Consider the following 15088-nt stretch of genomic DNA (forward strand, 5'->3'; position numbering starts at 1 on the left):
GATGGATCATGTGAATGAATTTGAACACGGTTTGGATATTGAGGTTTCAAGCCGTAACGATAGTTTGCAATTTAGTAGGCTAGCTAATGAACAATTTAGATATTCTTCTGCTGAAGAATTGCTAAACACAACAGAAGGAAAAAAAGCCTTCCGGGAAATGCTGACAGCGTTTTTTGAATATCAAAAGCAACGCTTACGGGTGCTAGATTCTTACGCTAAAGGTAACAATTACAGCATTTTAACCGGTAAACGCCGGATGGATAAAGAGAAAGCAGATTACCGAGTAAGACACCGCTGGGGTGGTTATATTTCCGGCTTTGCTACGTCTTATGTAATCGGGAACCCCGTAACAGTTGGAATCATGGAAGGCGGAAACAAAGACCAGTTACAATCAATCAAAGAAATTGAATGGAACAACGACGTAAACGCCTTAAATAGTGATTTAGCCTTTGACGCTTCCGTTTTTGGCCGTGCTTATGAGTATCATTTCCGGGATCGTGATAATATGGACCGGGTTGTTTTGATTAGTCCGCTTGAAATGTTTGTGGTCCGAGATTTGACCGTGGAACAGAATATTATATGCGCGGTCCATCTTCCAATTTATAATGACCGGGTTAATATGACGGTTTATACTAAAGATCAAGTGATTAAGTACAAGCCTTTTACTTATTATAGCCCGCGCCTTGTTTTGGATGAAGCAACCAAGCACAATTATAACGATATTCCAGTTGTTGAATGGTGGAACAATCGTTATAGAATGGGCGATTATGAAAGTGAAATCTCTCTAATTGACGCTTACGACGCTAGCGAATCAGACACCGCTAACTATATGAGTGATCTCAATGATGCTATGTTGTTAATTAAGGGTGATCTGGAAGCTATCGGGGCAACGGCTGACAACGTGGCCAAAATGAAGGACGCGAACACGCTATTACTTCAAACGGGAATCAGTGCAACAGGTCAACAAACGACAGCGGACACCGGATATATTTATAAGCAATACGACGTACAAGGTACGGAAGCTTATAAGAACCGTTTGGCGAATGATATTCACCGCTTCAGTCGTATTCCTAACCTTGATGATGATCGCTTTAATTCTACACAGTCAGGAATTGCCTTACTTTATAAGATGATTGGACTGGAACAAGTCCGAAAAGACAAGGAAACATACTTTACTAAGGCTTTGCGTCGTCGGTATGAGTTGATCAGTAACATTCACAAGGCCGTAAATGGTCCTAAAATCGAAGCTGACAAGCTGACCTTCACTTTCCACCCGAACTTACCACAAGATGTTTGGACGGAAATAAAAGCTTACATTGAAGCGGGCGGGGAAGTATCACAAGAAACCCTACTTAATAACGCAAGCTTTACCGACTATGAAACGGAAATAGACCGTATCAAGAAAGAGGAAGGCGCTAGCGATTTTGAAAGAGCGAAAAGCGTAGGTATCACGGATGAACTTGAAAATAGCGGACAACCGGAAGTATAACGCGGAACGTAAGGCCCAAAGCGCCCTAATGAAGCGAGATTTAGACCGTGAAAGGGCCTTAATTGAAATTTACCAGGAATCTTATGACCGTTTACAAGGGAAGATAGACCGGTTTTATATCAATTATGCGGGCCGTGAGGGCTTGACCAAACAGGAAGCCATGAAACGAGCTGACCAAATGGACGTTACCAAGTTCAATCGTAAGGCTTATAAAGCAGTCAAAGAAAAAGACTTTTCACCGGCTACTAATGAATGGCTAAGAACTTACAATTTGAAGATGAAAGTAAGCCGGCTGGAACTCTTAAAGGCTGAATTGGATCTGGAAATTCAAAACCTGACAGCGGAAACCTATGAAATGTTTGATAATGCCCGTAGAAGCGAAATAATACGCGAATTTGAGCGACAAGCGGGGATTTTGGGTAATTCATCCAAAGGGGTCAAAAAGCGTTTAGAGGCGATTTTAGACGCTGATTTCTACGGTGAATCTTTTTCAAGCCGTGTCTGGGGTAAGACAGGCTTACAGCAAGCCCTACAAAAAGATGTGTTTGCTTCCCTTAATCGTATTTACACGGATATGATGGGTTACAAGGAAGAACGGAAAAGACTTGCTAAGAAATATGGTACTAGTCAGGCAAATGCTGAAAGGTTGATTAAAACAGAAATAGCCCGGATCAATGCGGACACTCAAAAAGAAATGTTAGTGGCTAATGAGTTCACACATTTTATTTTTGTAGCAGAACCAGGAGCGTGCGAGATATGCGCGCCTTTGGACGGCAAGGCCTTTCCGGTTGATGAATTGGAAAAAGGCGTGAATATGTACCCTATGCACCCAAATTGCAGGTGTTCGGGTTATGGACACATTGAACTGAAATATAAAAAGGGTGGTAGCACCTTAAACGATTTTAAACTAAATGATGAGGACGAAAGATGAAATACAGAAAGAAGCCCGTAGTGATTGAGGCTGTTCAGTTTGTAGACACTGAAGAATCAATTTTAAAATTGTCAGAATTAGGATTAGATCCAGTCCGAATTGATTATGCTGATTTAGATAATCCAATTTTAAAAATAGAAACACTTGAAGGGGTGATAATTGCGACTGAAGGTGATTACATTATCAAGGGTGTACAAGGCGAATTTTATCCATGTAAGCCTGATATTTTTGCAGAAACTTACGAAAAAGTTGAATAAATCACTATAAACCGTACGGGATTCCATACGGTTTTTTGCTTGTCCAAACCGTGCTGAAGACGTTAAAAGTTGCATGAGTTCGGGGAGGTTGCCCGTCAAGCGTAGAAAGGAGCCTACTAATGGCAGAAGAACAAACACCACAGGCGATTGAACCACAATCACCGGAAACAGTTGAGGAACAAGCTAGCAATCCGACGCAAGAACCGGAAAAGATGGTATCAGTGGCCGAAATGCAACGCCGTTTGAAATCCTTGGAAGAAAAACATTCCAAAGATACAGCGGACGCAATTTCTAAAGCCTTGGAAAAATACAAGGCAGAAAGCGAACTTACTGGGAAAGAATTAGAAGAGTACCGACGTAAGGAAGCTGAAGCAGAAAAACAAGCTTTACTAGATAAGATCGCTGGGCTTGAAAAAGAACAAACCAAGCGAGAATTGACAGATGAAGCCATTAAAACACTTTCTAGCCGGAAACTTCCGGTCAATGATAAAGTAATTTCTTTTGTTGTTAAAGATACCGCTGAAGGTACTTTGCAAGCTATTTCAGACCTTGAAAGTATTATTAGTGAAATCAAGGCTGAATACTCACAATCGGAACCCCCAAAAGTCTCATCAGATTTTAGCGGGTCCGAAAAATCAAATAAAGGGGATATCTTCCGAAATTCCCGGATCATTAAATAATTACCTTAAAGGAGAAATTTAAAATATGACAGTACAAACTTTTAACCCTGAAAAAGTATTGGTTTCAGAAAAGAAAGACGGAACTTTTACTAAAAAAATGACAGATATCATTATGAAAGATGTCGCTGAAAATTCGGTAGTAATGCAACTTGGACAGTACCATGAAATGGACGGCTTGCAAGAAAAAACTGTTTACGTCCAAACAGATGGCGTATCTGCTTACTGGGTGAATGAAACAGAAAAAATCAAGACCGACAAACCTGAAGTGGTTCCAGTTTCTCTTAAAGCTCACAAATTGGGTATTATCCTAGTTGCTTCCCGTGAGGCATTGAACTATACATGGGAAAAATTCTTTGAAGATATGAAACCGCAGATCGTGGAAGCCTTCTATACTAAGATTGATGAAGCTGGACTTTTAGGACATGAAACACCATTCGCTAATTCAGTAGCTAAGTCTGCTAAAGATTCTAGTCAGGTTGTTGTTGGTCCTATCAACTATGAAAACCTTCTTAAATTGGAAGATAAGCTTTATGAAGCGGACATTAACCCTAACGCCTTTGTTTCTAAAATTCAAAACCGTTCTGCATTGCGTGAATCACGCGACGGCGACAAGAAAACAATTTACGACAAGGCGAACAATACCATTGACGGTATCACTACCGTGGATCTTAAATCTAAACAATTCAAGAAAGGCGACCTTTTGGCCGGTGACTTTAACAGCTTGATCTATGGCGTGCCTTACAATATCAATTTCAAGATTTCCGAAGAAGGCCAAATTTCAACCATGAAGAACCAAGACGGAACACCTATCAACTTGTTTGAACAAGAAATGGTAGCGGTCCGCGTTACTATGGATATCGCTGTAATGGTTACTAAGGCAAACGCGTTTGCTAAGTTGACCGCTTCTGCTGAAAACGTCTAAACAGATTAGAAAGGGGTAGTCAATGGCTTATATTGTAACTAAGAATATTATTGACACCAAAGATAACAATCGCTTTTACGAAACAGGGGACACTTTCCCCCGTGAAGGTTTTGAAGTTTCCAAGGATCGAATTGCTGAATTAATCGGTAAGGGTGTATTGAGTGTTAAAGGTGAAGAAACACCAGAAACACCATCACAAACACCAAATGAGGAAGCTGGGGAAACAGAAAAACCAGTTGAAAAATTGAAAGTGGCAGAATTGAAGGAGTTACTTGATGGCGCTGGCGTAGAGTATGAAGCAGACGCCAAAAAAGCGGATCTAGTAGCTTTGGCCCAAACTATCGAAGGGGAATAAACAGATGGAAGAAACCCAACTATCGAAAATTAAACGTCGGTTGGGTATTGACCCTTCCGACAATTACGAAAATGATCTATTGAGTGATTTAGTGGAAGACGCTGAAAGCTATTTTAAGGGCCTAACAGGCACGGCAGAAATCGCTAGTAAGTATAATTTCATGATTGAAAATGTGGTGTATAAGCTATACGGCCGGAAAGGTTCGGAAGGCGTAACGTCTGAAACGGTTGACGGTTATTCTGTTACTTATCAGGAGTGGGATAACCTATTTAAACCGTATATGGCTATTCTTAATAAAGATTTTGGCCTAGACGGATCACAGCGGGAACGCGGAAAGGTGTTTTTCCTATGAAGACACCGCACCGAATTACCTTAATTTGTGGGGGGCGCAAGAAATACGATCCGGAAACAGATAGTTATGAAATGGAAGCAAGAAAGACTATAACAGTCCCTTGCTTGGTGAATAAAGTCAGCCAATCAAAGGTGTTTGAACTGTACGGGAACCGGACAGATGTAATTATTTCTTGCCGATTCCAGCAGGAACAAGCACCATTCACACAGGCCGTTTATAAACGTGACACCTATGAGCCTATCGAAGCAATCGACGCGCCAATTAAAGGGGCTGTACGATTGAAGAAAGTAGGACCTTTTGGGCGTTAAAGTTAAATGGCACGGGATCGAAAAGCTGACAATGACAATTTCAAACGCACACCCGAACGCTGTTAAACAATCTTTGGAAGTCTTAAAAAACAATGGCGAACGTGGCAAAGCAGTAGCAAAGAGAAGAGCGCCGGTAGATACAAGCTTTCTAAAGAATCACATAACAACGAAATATCCAGGAATGGAAGCACATATACACGCTGAAGCCGGTTATGCCGGTTACCAGGAATACGGTACCCGTTTTCAACCAGGGACGCCGTTCATGCGTCCAATGATCCAGGAAGTTCAACCACAATTTCAGGAAGATATGACAAACGTAATGAAGGGGGTTTTTAAATGACGCCAAACCATGAATTATTCAGATTGATTTATCAGATGGCGGAATCAAGGGAAAAAACCTTTGACTTTTTGCCCGAAGCCGGGACACAATACCCCTTTATCTATATAGGCGAAAACAACGCCCTAGAAAGCCCAAATAACGACCTTTGGGGTGAGGTAGGCCAAACGGTCCACATTTACGCTGAAAGGACACAGCGGGCTATTTTGGACGATATAACAGCCTATTTAGAAACGAATATCAAAAAGATTTCTGGAAAGTGGGAATATCACTTACAGTACACTAGCACGAATAAACAGATCATACCAGATAATACAGATGTCCAGCCATTGCTTCATGTGGTCCTGGATGTCAAGTTCACTTACACTAAGAAGGAGAAAAAATAACAAATGGCAGAATTGATCCAAGGAAAAGACTTTATCGCGTTTTTCCGACGTGTTAAAGATCAAAAGAAACAAGACGCCGGAAAAGTAAGATTCCAAACGGAACTCACTTTGAACGCTGAAAAAGAAGTTGAAACCACGAAAACAAAAGATGGAGTTGTGAACTCTGTTTCAGATGGTGAAACTTCAGGAGAATTTACCTCCCTAGCTTACCGTGAAGATAAAGATACGGTGAATATGTGGAAAGAAATGCGCAAATGGTTCCGCAACACTGACAAGATTGAAGTTTGGATTGTGGACCTAGCTAGCAAATTTGAAGAAGGCGGAAAAGAAAAGTATGACGTGGAATACTACCAAGGATTCTTCAAGAACTTTGAAATTTCCGCGCCGGCTGATGATAAGGTTGAATTGACCTATGAAGTAGCGATTGATGGAAACGGTGTAATTAGTACGGATGTACTAACAGAAAGCCAAAAATCCGCTATTAATAAGGCACAGTACGACTACCACACTTTGGCCAAAGAGGGTGAAGGTACCGGGTTACCAGCTTAATTTTTAGGGGCTTATTAAAGCCCCTTATTTTTTTAATTTTTTTAAAGGAGAAAAACACACATGATTTTAAATATTGGTGGAAAAGACTATACTTTACGCTTTGGAATTGGTTTCTTGCGTGAAATGAACAAGCTTCATTCGGTTGAAATGGAAGGAATGAAAACAGGCTATGGCGCTATGACTATGTTTAATGCCGGGCGCGCAATGAATGACCCTTTGGCCTTGATTGACTTGATTAAGTCCGCGACTGTTACGGAAGCACAAAAACCATCAAATGACGCTATTGAAGAATTTCTTGAGGATCTAATTGTTAATGAAAAGTATGATCAGACCATTGAAGAAATCATGCAAGAGTTAAAAGCGTCACCCCTACTCAAAAAGGCCATGAACCTAGCGGAGTAGGGCAAGCGCAAGAATCAAGTTCTAATTTTGGTTATGATGAAGCCCTGGCGCTTTTAATTGCCCGGCACGGTATGACTTTCAAGGAAGCTATGCGGACCACACTAGAAGAGTTTGAAATCTATAATATGGCTTACGCGATCCAGCAAGAGGACAAGCGGTTAAACTCTGCTATCCAGGCATGGTTTAACCAGTCGGTTAAAGCACAAAAAGGACGCGGTAAGTCCGCCCGTCCGGCATTTAAAAACTTTAATGATTTTTATGACCATCAAAAAGAATTTGACAAGATTTTCAATAGAAATCAACCTAACCAGTCCGGACCAAACAGAAAAAAGGATATGGCTGAAAGAAATAGGTTGATGAATAAGGCATAGAAAGGAGGTAATTAATGGGAGCAAATTTTGACGTAACAGCCATACTAAAAGCGAACGTTTCCGACTTTCAACATGGTTTGAAAGAGGCCCAAGCCTCCCTTGCTAGTTTAAAAAATCAGACTGGTTCAAGCCTTCAAAAGTTGAGCGGTTCGATTAATAGCGTAGGTGATTCCATGATGAAAGTAGGCGCTGGAATGACAGCCGGTTTTACTTTACCGGTAGCCGGTGCCGTCGGTGGTGTTATTAAATCCTTTGCCGGGTTAGAACAAGCCCTGGGCGGGGTTGAAACACTCTTTAAAGATTCCGCTGGAACTGTTATCAAAAATTCAGAAACAGCATACAAGCGGGCCGGCATTTCCGGCGTGAAATACATGGAGCAAGTTACTTCCTTTTCTGCTAGTTTGTTACAAGGTTTGGGCGGTGATACCGTCCAAGCTTCAAAATATGCTGATATGGCTATCGTGGACATGGCGGATAATGCGAATAAGTTCGGAACGAATATTCAGGACATTCAAAACGCTTATCAGGGCTTTGCCAAAGACAACTATACCATGTTAGACAACTTGAAACTTGGTTATGGTGGTACACAGGAAGAAATGGCCCGTCTGGTTAATGAATCCGGCGTAATGGGTGACAGCTTCAAAGCTACGGCCAAAAACGTGAAGGATATTCCGTTCGATAAGCTTATCCAAGCTATCCACGTTACACAGGAACGAATGGGAATCACTGGAACGACAGCCAAAGAAGCGAGCGAAACAGTGGCAGGGTCCTTTGAATCTATGAAAGCTTCCGCCCAAAACTTGGTAGCGGGGCTTGGTCAGAAAAATGCGGATATTAAAACCTTGATGGAAAACCTAAAAGATTCCATAATCACATTCAAGGATAATATTGTACGCGTTTTAGGTACTATCTGGGACAACTTACCACTTGAACCATGGCAAAAATGGATTGGCGCGATTGTGGTTTCTGCTGGTCCAATTCTTACGGTAGTAGGTACCATTACTAAGGTAGTAGGTGGAATTGTCGGAATTGTAAGCAAGGTTTCAAGCGGTGTTTCCGCCCTAATTACCGGTTTCCAAAGTGCAACTGCTAGCGGTACAGCCGTTTCTGGCGTGTTTGGTTCGATTGGTAGCGCCCTTGGTGCTATTAGTGGCCCTGTTTGGGTAGTAATTGGCCTTATTGCGCTATTCGTGGCCGGTTTGGTGGGCTTGTATAATTCAAGTGAAGAGTTCCGAGATAAGGTTAATTCTGCATTTCAAGCGGTTTCTAAAGCTGTATCAAGCGCAATTACCGAAGTGGTAAACTTTGTTAAAAAAATCTTTGGTACTTTGGTTACCTGGTGGAACGAGAATCATGAGTTAATTCTTAAAACCGCTGAAACGATTTGGAACGCTATAAAAGCAGTGGTGGAAACCGTCGTTAATGCAGTAGCGCCTATTATCGAAGCGGGTTGGAATGCGATAGTTCCGATAGTTCAAACTGTTTGGGACCTTGTTAAAAATGTAATTGAAACTGGTTTGAATGTCATTTTAGGCATTATCAAGCTAATCATGCAGATCATCAATGGAGACTGGTCCGGGGCTTGGGAAACCATCAAAGAAATTGTTAATACGATTTGGGAAGGTATTAAAACCGCTATTGGGATAGCTATCCAAGGTTTAATTACCATCATCCAAACCGGATTGGAGTTTCTAAAAGAGATTTGGACAGCTATTTGGAATGTGATAATGGCGGTTGTTGGCCCTATTTGGGACTTTATTTGTAACCTTGTCCAAACGTCCATCCAGTTAGTAAGTGATGTTATTAATAATACCCTTACTTTCATTTCAGACCTTTGGAACACAATTTGGAATACAATTTCCGAGGTAGTAAGCACGGTTTGGAACGCAATTTATGAAACTGTTTCTAATCTTATCAATAGTGTTTGGGAAACTATCCAGAATGTTTTAAATACTATTTCTGAAACCTGGAATAATATTTGGAACGGGGTAAAAGGTACGGCGGAAGAAATTTGGACCAATATCAGTAGTTTCATTTCTGATACCATGAACGGAATTTTTAGCACTATTTCCGAAATTTGGAATAATATCAGTTCATTTATTTCCGACACATTGAATAGTATTTTTTCAAGTATTTCAAATATTTGGAACGATATTACTTCTTCAATCGGAAACTTCATGAATGATATTTTTTCAAGTATTTCAGACGGATGGAATAAAACAGTAACCGCAGTTCAAGAAGCCGGTTCTAATATCGTTACGGCAGTAACAGACGCTTTTTCTAATGCTATTACAGGAGCTAAAGACTTTGTAGGTAACGCTATTTCCGCCGGTGCTGATCTGATCAATGGATTTGTTGACGGTGTTAAAAACTTTGCGGGTAATTTGATTGACGCGGTAGGCGACGCGGTAAGCGGTGCTATTGATTGGGCTAAAAATCTGCTTGGTATCCATTCGCCATCACGGGTATTTAAACAGTTTGGTATCTATACCGACCAAGGTTTCATCAACGGGGTTGATAGCAAGACTAAAAACGTGGCTAAGTCGGTAGGCGGAATGGCTCAAGGGGCTATTGACGCCTTTACTAATAAGGACTTGTCCGGGGTATTTCAAGATGAACTAAGCACGGTAGAAGGTGCTTTGGGAAGCTTGACCGCTTATGATCCAAACGTTAATTTTGACGGTGGAATTTTGACGGTGAACCAACAGCCGGCAGATATTACCTTGAAACTTGGAAGCACGACTTACCGAGCGTTTACAAATGACATCACAAGAGAACAAGAAATGGAATTAATTTTAGGAAGTTATTAGAAAGGGTGATGAAGTATGTATAACTATACTAGTTTAGGAAAATTAGATCAGGAAGTTGCTACTTTTGAGCCTAGCGATAACCTACTAATTAATGGACAACCTCTTAATAGTTTAGTTGAGGGTTACAGACATTTAACAGTAACAGGCCGGGGCTTATTGGGGCAGAACGTTTCCACTACAAAAGTCCCTGGCCGGCGTGGTGTTTGGGTGGATGGTTTTTCAGACGAAGAACGCACCCTAGAAATCAAGTACCAACTAAAAGCGGACACTAGCGCCCAAATGCGGGACCGGTTCGCTAAGCTGAATAAAATTTTAAGGACACACGCGCCTAGCGGGTTCCTTGAAATCTCTTTCAGGGATGAACCTGATTACATTTACTACGGCTATTTCAACGGGGCAGATAGCTTTGAAGAAACAAGCCTAAGTATTGTTAGTAAGTTCAGTTTGCTGATTCCGGACGGTTATAAGAAAAAACGGCCCCAAAATTCAACGGGGTCCATTTCTTTGGTGGACGCGGTGGAGGTATTACCAGAATCTATCACGGTTACACCAACCAAAACCACAAACCAACTTCAAATTTTGAACGGGTCCAAGGTGCTTTCATTCGCCGGGACATACACACCAGGGAAAGATATTATTATTTCTTTTGATCCGGATGAAATCAAAATTACGTTTGGTGGCCGGAATATTCTAAGCGAATTAGAGCGATTCAGTCCGCTGGAAAATTTTACAGTCCGGAACGGTGACACAATAACCGCGGTTAATGCAACGGTTAAGAATGTAGTTTGGAGGGATGAACGAGCATGATCTATCTTTTTGATGAAAAGGAAAAGCTTGTAAAAATCGTCAATAAAAAAGCGGTTAAGACAGCCCTTCAGACTTACGCGCTCACTACCGATAACTACGTTTCAGACCGGTTGACGGTTGAAACAAAGGCGCTAAATGATGATGAACTTGAACAAGTAGAGTATATGGCAATCCAGTCAATGGAAAATAACCATCAATACCATTATTTCTATATCGCTCAAAAGAAAACAGTAGGCGACATTACAACATTTACGGGTGTACAGTCTGGAATTGAAGAATTAAGGAAAACCCCGGTCTTTGACAAACGTCCTAACAATATGCGGGCTGAAGCCGTCATTAATGACCTTTTGAAAAATACAAACTGGCGCGCCCGGTTTGTTGCTGAAACCATCAACCGTAGCACGAATTTCTATTACATTTCTGTTTTTGACGCCCTGAAAAAAATCTGTAAAGTTTGGGGCTTGGAAATGCAGTTTTTTGTGGAAATGAACGGAAACGGTATTGGCGCCCGGTATATTGATTTTAAAAAGCGAATTGGTGAAGCTACTGGAAAACGCGTAGTCTATGGACACAATGCGCTAGAGATCCTAAAAGAGATTGAAAGGACCAACATTTACACCGCCTTGGTAGGCCGTGGAAAAGGTGAACAAGTTTCTAGCGCTGAAGAAAGCGGGAAAGAAGCGGACGGCTACGGAAGAAAAATCACCTTTGAATCCGTGGTATGGTCCAAGGCCAAAGGGAACCCGCTAGATAAACCGCTAGGCCAAAGATACCTAGAAGATCCGGAAATGACTAAACGTTACGGGATCAAGAATGCGGATGGAACCATGAGGGCTAAGATTGGTTTTGTCGATTTTAACGAGGAAGAAAACCCCAATGAATTGATAAAACTAACCTATCAAGCCTTGGTTAATGCGTCCCGTCCACAATTAGCCTTGAAAACGTCAAGCGTTTATCTGAAAGGTGTTAAAATCGGGGACACTATCCGAGTTGTCCGACATGATAAAAAGCTAGACTATGATACACGGATTTTTGAAATTACTTTCAACCGTTTAAACAATAAATCTAGTGACATCAAGTTGGGCGACCAAATAAGTGAAAGCGCGAACTCAAAAATTCAGAGTGTGGCAGATAAAGCCGTAGAAGATTTCATTAACAATGAATTTAACAGTTTTGTCAAAAACTTACCTGATTTTGTTAGATCCGCGGACGGTTACAACACTAACTGGTACAGCGTGGAAGATCCCGTTAAAAAATACCCTAAAAAGGTATTGATTAATGATATATGGTACAAGCCGGATCCGGAGCATGAAGGCCATACCATCATGCAACGCTGGACGGGTGAAGCCTGGGAAGAAATCCTAAGAACTTACAATGAAGTAAGCTTGCGGGAAAAGATTGATCAGAAATTTAATGAACTGAAACAAACTACTGACCAAGCAATTCAAACGGCTGACCGGAAAGCGGAAGAAGCTTTGAAGAAGGCTGGAACAATTCCAGATACCGCTAGACTTTCCGAGCAGATCAAAAGGCAGGTTTTAGAAAGTCAAGATTTGACTAAAAAATTGTCGGAAACCTTGAAAGAAACAGATTCCGGGGTTATTTATAATAAAATCTTGCAAAATATCAAGACCGAATTTGTACAAAAAACAAAATTCGACGAATTAGAAAGAAGCGCTAATAATGGCATTTCATACTTGATGAATAAATCGGATAAAGCTGAAATTGAAATCCGAAAACAGACCATTGAGTTTAACAAATTAACCGAGTCTAACAAGATTTATGAAAGAATTATGGGAACGTCTGAAACAGACGCACCGGATAAGCTATCGCGTTTGGTCATGTCTAGCGAGATATTCCAGACAGAAGTTGGTAAGTATTCAACGGCTGGCGGGCCTAATATGCTTCGAAATTCGCGAGCAGATGATGGTTTGAAATACTGGAACGGTGACCCTAAAAAATTCAAGTTTTTGGAACACCACTTTTACTTAAATGGTCAAAAGCGAATGTTTTTACTTGAAAATGGGGCAGTCGTAAACAGTCCACGCTTTATCTTCAAACGCAATACGGATTATATTCTTAATTTAACAGCGTTTGACGCAAACACGGCAAGGGTAATAATCGAGTTGCGGAAACGCAAAAAAGACTCCGCTAATCAAGATTATGATGAGAGACAGATAATCTTTGACAAGACTGGATCGCCCGCTTTTAATTCAGACAAGGCCGTCAAGCGTACCTTTAAGTTTAATACGGGTGATTTTGATAATGGTTACTTGTTATTCAGCTATGACGGGATACCTAACGTATGGTCTGGTATGTTTATGACCGAGCTTGACTTTTATGAGGGAACGGCAGACCGCAAGTGGCAACCAGCTCCAGAAGATAGCGCCGAGCCTATTGAAGCAGTCAGAACGCAAGTCACACAACTCGCGGGATCTTGGTCGGTACGCAATCTCAATAGTGCGGGCGACGTGATGGGACAGTTAAACCTCAACCCTGACGGATCTGTCAGAATTAACGAGGGCTTGCTATCAGTCGGTGAGAAGACCATCATCAAAGACGGGGTTATCAAGAAATCCATGATCGGGAAGGCTCAAATCGGCACGGCACACATTGACGAAATTGACGCAAGCAAGGCCAACCTTATCAATGTTACGGCTAAGAATATCGCAACCGATGGCTTGACGGCGAACGTTATCAAGGGCGGAACACTATCATCTCTGAATGGCGTTACTGATTTTGACTTACAAACTGGATGGTTAGAAATGAATAAGGAAGCCGTAGGAATTAGAAACAGATTCGAAGGCAAACCAATGCAATTTCTAATTTTTGGACAAGGTGCGATTAACGGGGTGCCTTGTGCATATACGCAACTTATGAGTAACCGGAACGGTCAAACCGGGATTGAACACACTTCTGCCGGTATTCAGATCTGGAATGGGCGACAGGGTAACAACGTACAAACCGCTATAACATTTTATGGTAGAAACATAGACTTTATTCATAATTCTCTAAGCGGAGGCGTTTCTTTAAACACCGAAACACGGGATTTAGATAAGTTGCATAATGTATTTTTAGATAATGCACTAGTAGCCGGCAAAGAAATCTTTTTAAAAGGGAACTCTTTAGTTACTTTATTTAATTTAATAGATAAAAACTTCAAGGGGATCGAAGATCACCTAAAACGCGCTAATTTAGGTGCGCCGGGATATTATCGGACAAATATTTAGAAGAGGATATTATGAACACAACAGATAAAATCATCAATGAGCTAGCTGTACAACTAGCAAATAAGGCGATTGAGCAAGCAAATTACAAGATTTTTTATGATGAAGCACAGGAAAAACTTGTAGAGGTACAAAAACAACTTGTAGAAGTTCAAGCACAGCTTGAACAAGCACAAACACAACTTGAAAAGGTCAATAAAGTCTTGGAAAAAGGTGAAGCTTTGAAAGAACTTTTTGACGAAGTGGCAAACAAATTAGAAGAGGAATAAAAATTTATGGAATTTAAAGTAATTAACAAATACTTGCAAGAAAAAGGGCGTACTTTTGTCGCAATTCGACAAGAAAACCCTTATACAGTTTTTGAACGTGTTTTAATCGGGGACCGTCTGGGTGAAACAGATGAAGTACTTATTAAGGCAGTATTAGGACAGGTTTCAACCGAATTGAACCCGGCTGAAGGCGTTAAAAAGCTTCAGGAAGACTTGCACAAACAAGCAGAAAGCTATGAAGAAAAACTAGCTGAAAAAGATACCAAGATCGCGGAAGTAAAAGCCGTGGCAGATTGGGCAGTTTTGGCACGGGTAACTGACACAGATAACCCGCTAGATCCTACTATCTTTAAACGTGGTCTGGAATTGGTGGAGCTTGGACAAAACGGCAAGACCTACCAACCACAAGAAATCTTTGTAGTGGAAGATCCTGACCATGTTGAAAAATTCCAAGAAGGGAAACGCGTCATGGTTCAAGTCAACGAGCCTTTCACTTACAAGGGCGAAACCTTGAAACAGCTTGAAACATTGCACCAAAATGGAAAACTTGGGCTTTGGAAGTGGACCGAGCCAAAAGAAACCCCGAAAGCTTCAAATGAATTGGAAACGCAACCGGCACAATAAACAATTAGAACC

At 41.2% G+C, this 15088-nt stretch carries 18 protein-coding genes; all 18 read left to right on the forward strand.

Going from position 1 to position 15088, the window contains the following annotated elements:
* The first annotated feature begins 1 nt into the window (after position 1).
* Complete coding sequence (locus EAI95_RS00360) at positions 2–1489, forward strand: phage portal protein (protein ID WP_202976103.1); 1488 nt, start codon at positions 2–4, stop codon at positions 1487–1489.
* Entirely contained in the window at positions 1455–2420 is a 966-nt protein-coding gene (locus EAI95_RS00365; RefSeq protein WP_129821864.1) for a minor capsid protein, read from the forward strand. Before EAI95_RS00360 ends, EAI95_RS00365 begins: the two co-directional genes overlap by 35 nt.
* The gene (locus EAI95_RS00370; protein WP_129821865.1) at positions 2417–2677 is read left to right on the forward strand and encodes a hypothetical protein; all 261 of its coding nucleotides are present in this window, start codon (positions 2417–2419) and stop codon (positions 2675–2677) included. The genes EAI95_RS00365 and EAI95_RS00370 overlap by 4 nt, the downstream gene beginning before the upstream one ends.
* 119 nt (positions 2678–2796) lie before the next feature.
* Positions 2797–3357, forward strand: coding sequence for a DUF4355 domain-containing protein (locus EAI95_RS00375; protein ID WP_129821866.1), 561 nt, complete (start codon positions 2797–2799; stop codon positions 3355–3357).
* Positions 3358–3382: 25 nt separating this feature from the next.
* Positions 3383–4279 carry a phage major capsid protein gene (locus EAI95_RS00380; protein ID WP_129821867.1) on the forward strand — a complete coding sequence of 299 codons (897 nt, stop codon included), beginning with the start codon at positions 3383–3385 and terminating at the stop codon, positions 4277–4279.
* A gap of 22 nt (positions 4280–4301) precedes the next feature.
* A complete protein-coding gene (locus tag EAI95_RS00385; RefSeq protein WP_129821868.1) occupies positions 4302–4634 on the forward strand; it encodes a HeH/LEM domain-containing protein in 333 nt (110 codons plus the stop codon).
* Between the two features lie 4 nt (positions 4635–4638).
* The gene (locus EAI95_RS00390) at positions 4639–4986 is read left to right on the forward strand and encodes a phage head-tail connector protein (protein ID WP_129821869.1); all 348 of its coding nucleotides are present in this window, start codon (positions 4639–4641) and stop codon (positions 4984–4986) included.
* Positions 4983–5294 carry a hypothetical protein gene (locus EAI95_RS00395; protein WP_129821870.1) on the forward strand — a complete coding sequence of 104 codons (312 nt, stop codon included), beginning with the start codon at positions 4983–4985 and terminating at the stop codon, positions 5292–5294. The genes EAI95_RS00390 and EAI95_RS00395 overlap by 4 nt, the downstream gene beginning before the upstream one ends.
* Positions 5284–5634, forward strand: coding sequence for an HK97-gp10 family putative phage morphogenesis protein (locus EAI95_RS00400; RefSeq protein WP_238662875.1), 351 nt, complete (start codon positions 5284–5286; stop codon positions 5632–5634). Before EAI95_RS00395 ends, EAI95_RS00400 begins: the two co-directional genes overlap by 11 nt.
* On the forward strand, positions 5631–6017 hold the full coding sequence (locus EAI95_RS00405; protein ID WP_129821871.1) for a hypothetical protein: 387 nt from the start codon (positions 5631–5633) through the stop codon (positions 6015–6017). Before EAI95_RS00400 ends, EAI95_RS00405 begins: the two co-directional genes overlap by 4 nt.
* A gap of 3 nt (positions 6018–6020) precedes the next feature.
* A complete protein-coding gene (locus EAI95_RS00410; RefSeq protein ID WP_129821872.1) occupies positions 6021–6566 on the forward strand; it encodes a phage major tail protein, TP901-1 family in 546 nt (181 codons plus the stop codon).
* 60 nt (positions 6567–6626) lie between these two features.
* Positions 6627–6968 (forward strand): tail assembly chaperone, encoded by a 342-nt coding sequence (locus tag EAI95_RS00415; RefSeq protein ID WP_129821873.1) that lies wholly within the window; start codon positions 6627–6629, stop codon positions 6966–6968.
* A 125-nt stretch (positions 6969–7093) separates the two neighbouring features.
* Entirely contained in the window at positions 7094–7339 is a 246-nt protein-coding gene (locus tag EAI95_RS00420) for a hypothetical protein (protein WP_238662876.1), read from the forward strand.
* A 14-nt stretch (positions 7340–7353) separates the two neighbouring features.
* Positions 7354–10149, forward strand: coding sequence for a hypothetical protein (locus tag EAI95_RS10000; protein WP_194167074.1), 2796 nt, complete (start codon positions 7354–7356; stop codon positions 10147–10149).
* Positions 10150–10164: 15 nt separating this feature from the next.
* On the forward strand, positions 10165–10956 hold the full coding sequence (locus EAI95_RS00430; protein WP_129821875.1) for a distal tail protein Dit: 792 nt from the start codon (positions 10165–10167) through the stop codon (positions 10954–10956).
* On the forward strand, positions 10953–14186 hold the full coding sequence (locus tag EAI95_RS00435; RefSeq protein WP_129821876.1) for a phage tail spike protein: 3234 nt from the start codon (positions 10953–10955) through the stop codon (positions 14184–14186). Before EAI95_RS00430 ends, EAI95_RS00435 begins: the two co-directional genes overlap by 4 nt.
* 11 nt (positions 14187–14197) lie before the next feature.
* A complete protein-coding gene (locus tag EAI95_RS00440) occupies positions 14198–14452 on the forward strand; it encodes a hypothetical protein (protein ID WP_129821877.1) in 255 nt (84 codons plus the stop codon).
* A 6-nt stretch (positions 14453–14458) separates the two neighbouring features.
* Complete coding sequence (locus EAI95_RS00445; protein WP_129821878.1) at positions 14459–15076, forward strand: hypothetical protein; 618 nt, start codon at positions 14459–14461, stop codon at positions 15074–15076.
* Positions 15077–15088 lie beyond the last annotated feature (12 nt).

It is taken from the genome of Streptococcus sp. bf_0095 (assembly GCF_004166885.1).
GTDB lineage: Bacteria > Bacillota > Bacilli > Lactobacillales > Streptococcaceae > Streptococcus.

Coding starts and splice junctions, on each gene's coding strand:
- EAI95_RS00360 (WP_202976103.1), top strand. CDS start 2: ATGGATCATGTGAATGAATTTGAACACGGTTTGGATATTGAGGTTTCA.
- EAI95_RS00365 (WP_129821864.1), top strand. CDS start 1,455: ATGAACTTGAAAATAGCGGACAACCGGAAGTATAACGCGGAACGTAAG.
- EAI95_RS00370 (WP_129821865.1), top strand. CDS start 2,417: ATGAAATACAGAAAGAAGCCCGTAGTGATTGAGGCTGTTCAGTTTGTA.
- EAI95_RS00375 (WP_129821866.1), top strand. CDS start 2,797: ATGGCAGAAGAACAAACACCACAGGCGATTGAACCACAATCACCGGAA.
- EAI95_RS00380 (WP_129821867.1), top strand. CDS start 3,383: ATGACAGTACAAACTTTTAACCCTGAAAAAGTATTGGTTTCAGAAAAG.
- EAI95_RS00385 (WP_129821868.1), top strand. CDS start 4,302: ATGGCTTATATTGTAACTAAGAATATTATTGACACCAAAGATAACAAT.
- EAI95_RS00390 (WP_129821869.1), top strand. CDS start 4,639: ATGGAAGAAACCCAACTATCGAAAATTAAACGTCGGTTGGGTATTGAC.
- EAI95_RS00395 (WP_129821870.1), top strand. CDS start 4,983: ATGAAGACACCGCACCGAATTACCTTAATTTGTGGGGGGCGCAAGAAA.
- EAI95_RS00405 (WP_129821871.1), top strand. CDS start 5,631: ATGACGCCAAACCATGAATTATTCAGATTGATTTATCAGATGGCGGAA.
- EAI95_RS00410 (WP_129821872.1), top strand. CDS start 6,021: ATGGCAGAATTGATCCAAGGAAAAGACTTTATCGCGTTTTTCCGACGT.
- EAI95_RS00415 (WP_129821873.1), top strand. CDS start 6,627: ATGATTTTAAATATTGGTGGAAAAGACTATACTTTACGCTTTGGAATT.
- EAI95_RS00420 (WP_238662876.1), top strand. CDS start 7,094: ATGGCTTACGCGATCCAGCAAGAGGACAAGCGGTTAAACTCTGCTATC.
- EAI95_RS10000 (WP_194167074.1), top strand. CDS start 7,354: ATGGGAGCAAATTTTGACGTAACAGCCATACTAAAAGCGAACGTTTCC.
- EAI95_RS00430 (WP_129821875.1), top strand. CDS start 10,165: ATGTATAACTATACTAGTTTAGGAAAATTAGATCAGGAAGTTGCTACT.
- EAI95_RS00435 (WP_129821876.1), top strand. CDS start 10,953: ATGATCTATCTTTTTGATGAAAAGGAAAAGCTTGTAAAAATCGTCAAT.
- EAI95_RS00440 (WP_129821877.1), top strand. CDS start 14,198: ATGAACACAACAGATAAAATCATCAATGAGCTAGCTGTACAACTAGCA.
- EAI95_RS00445 (WP_129821878.1), top strand. CDS start 14,459: ATGGAATTTAAAGTAATTAACAAATACTTGCAAGAAAAAGGGCGTACT.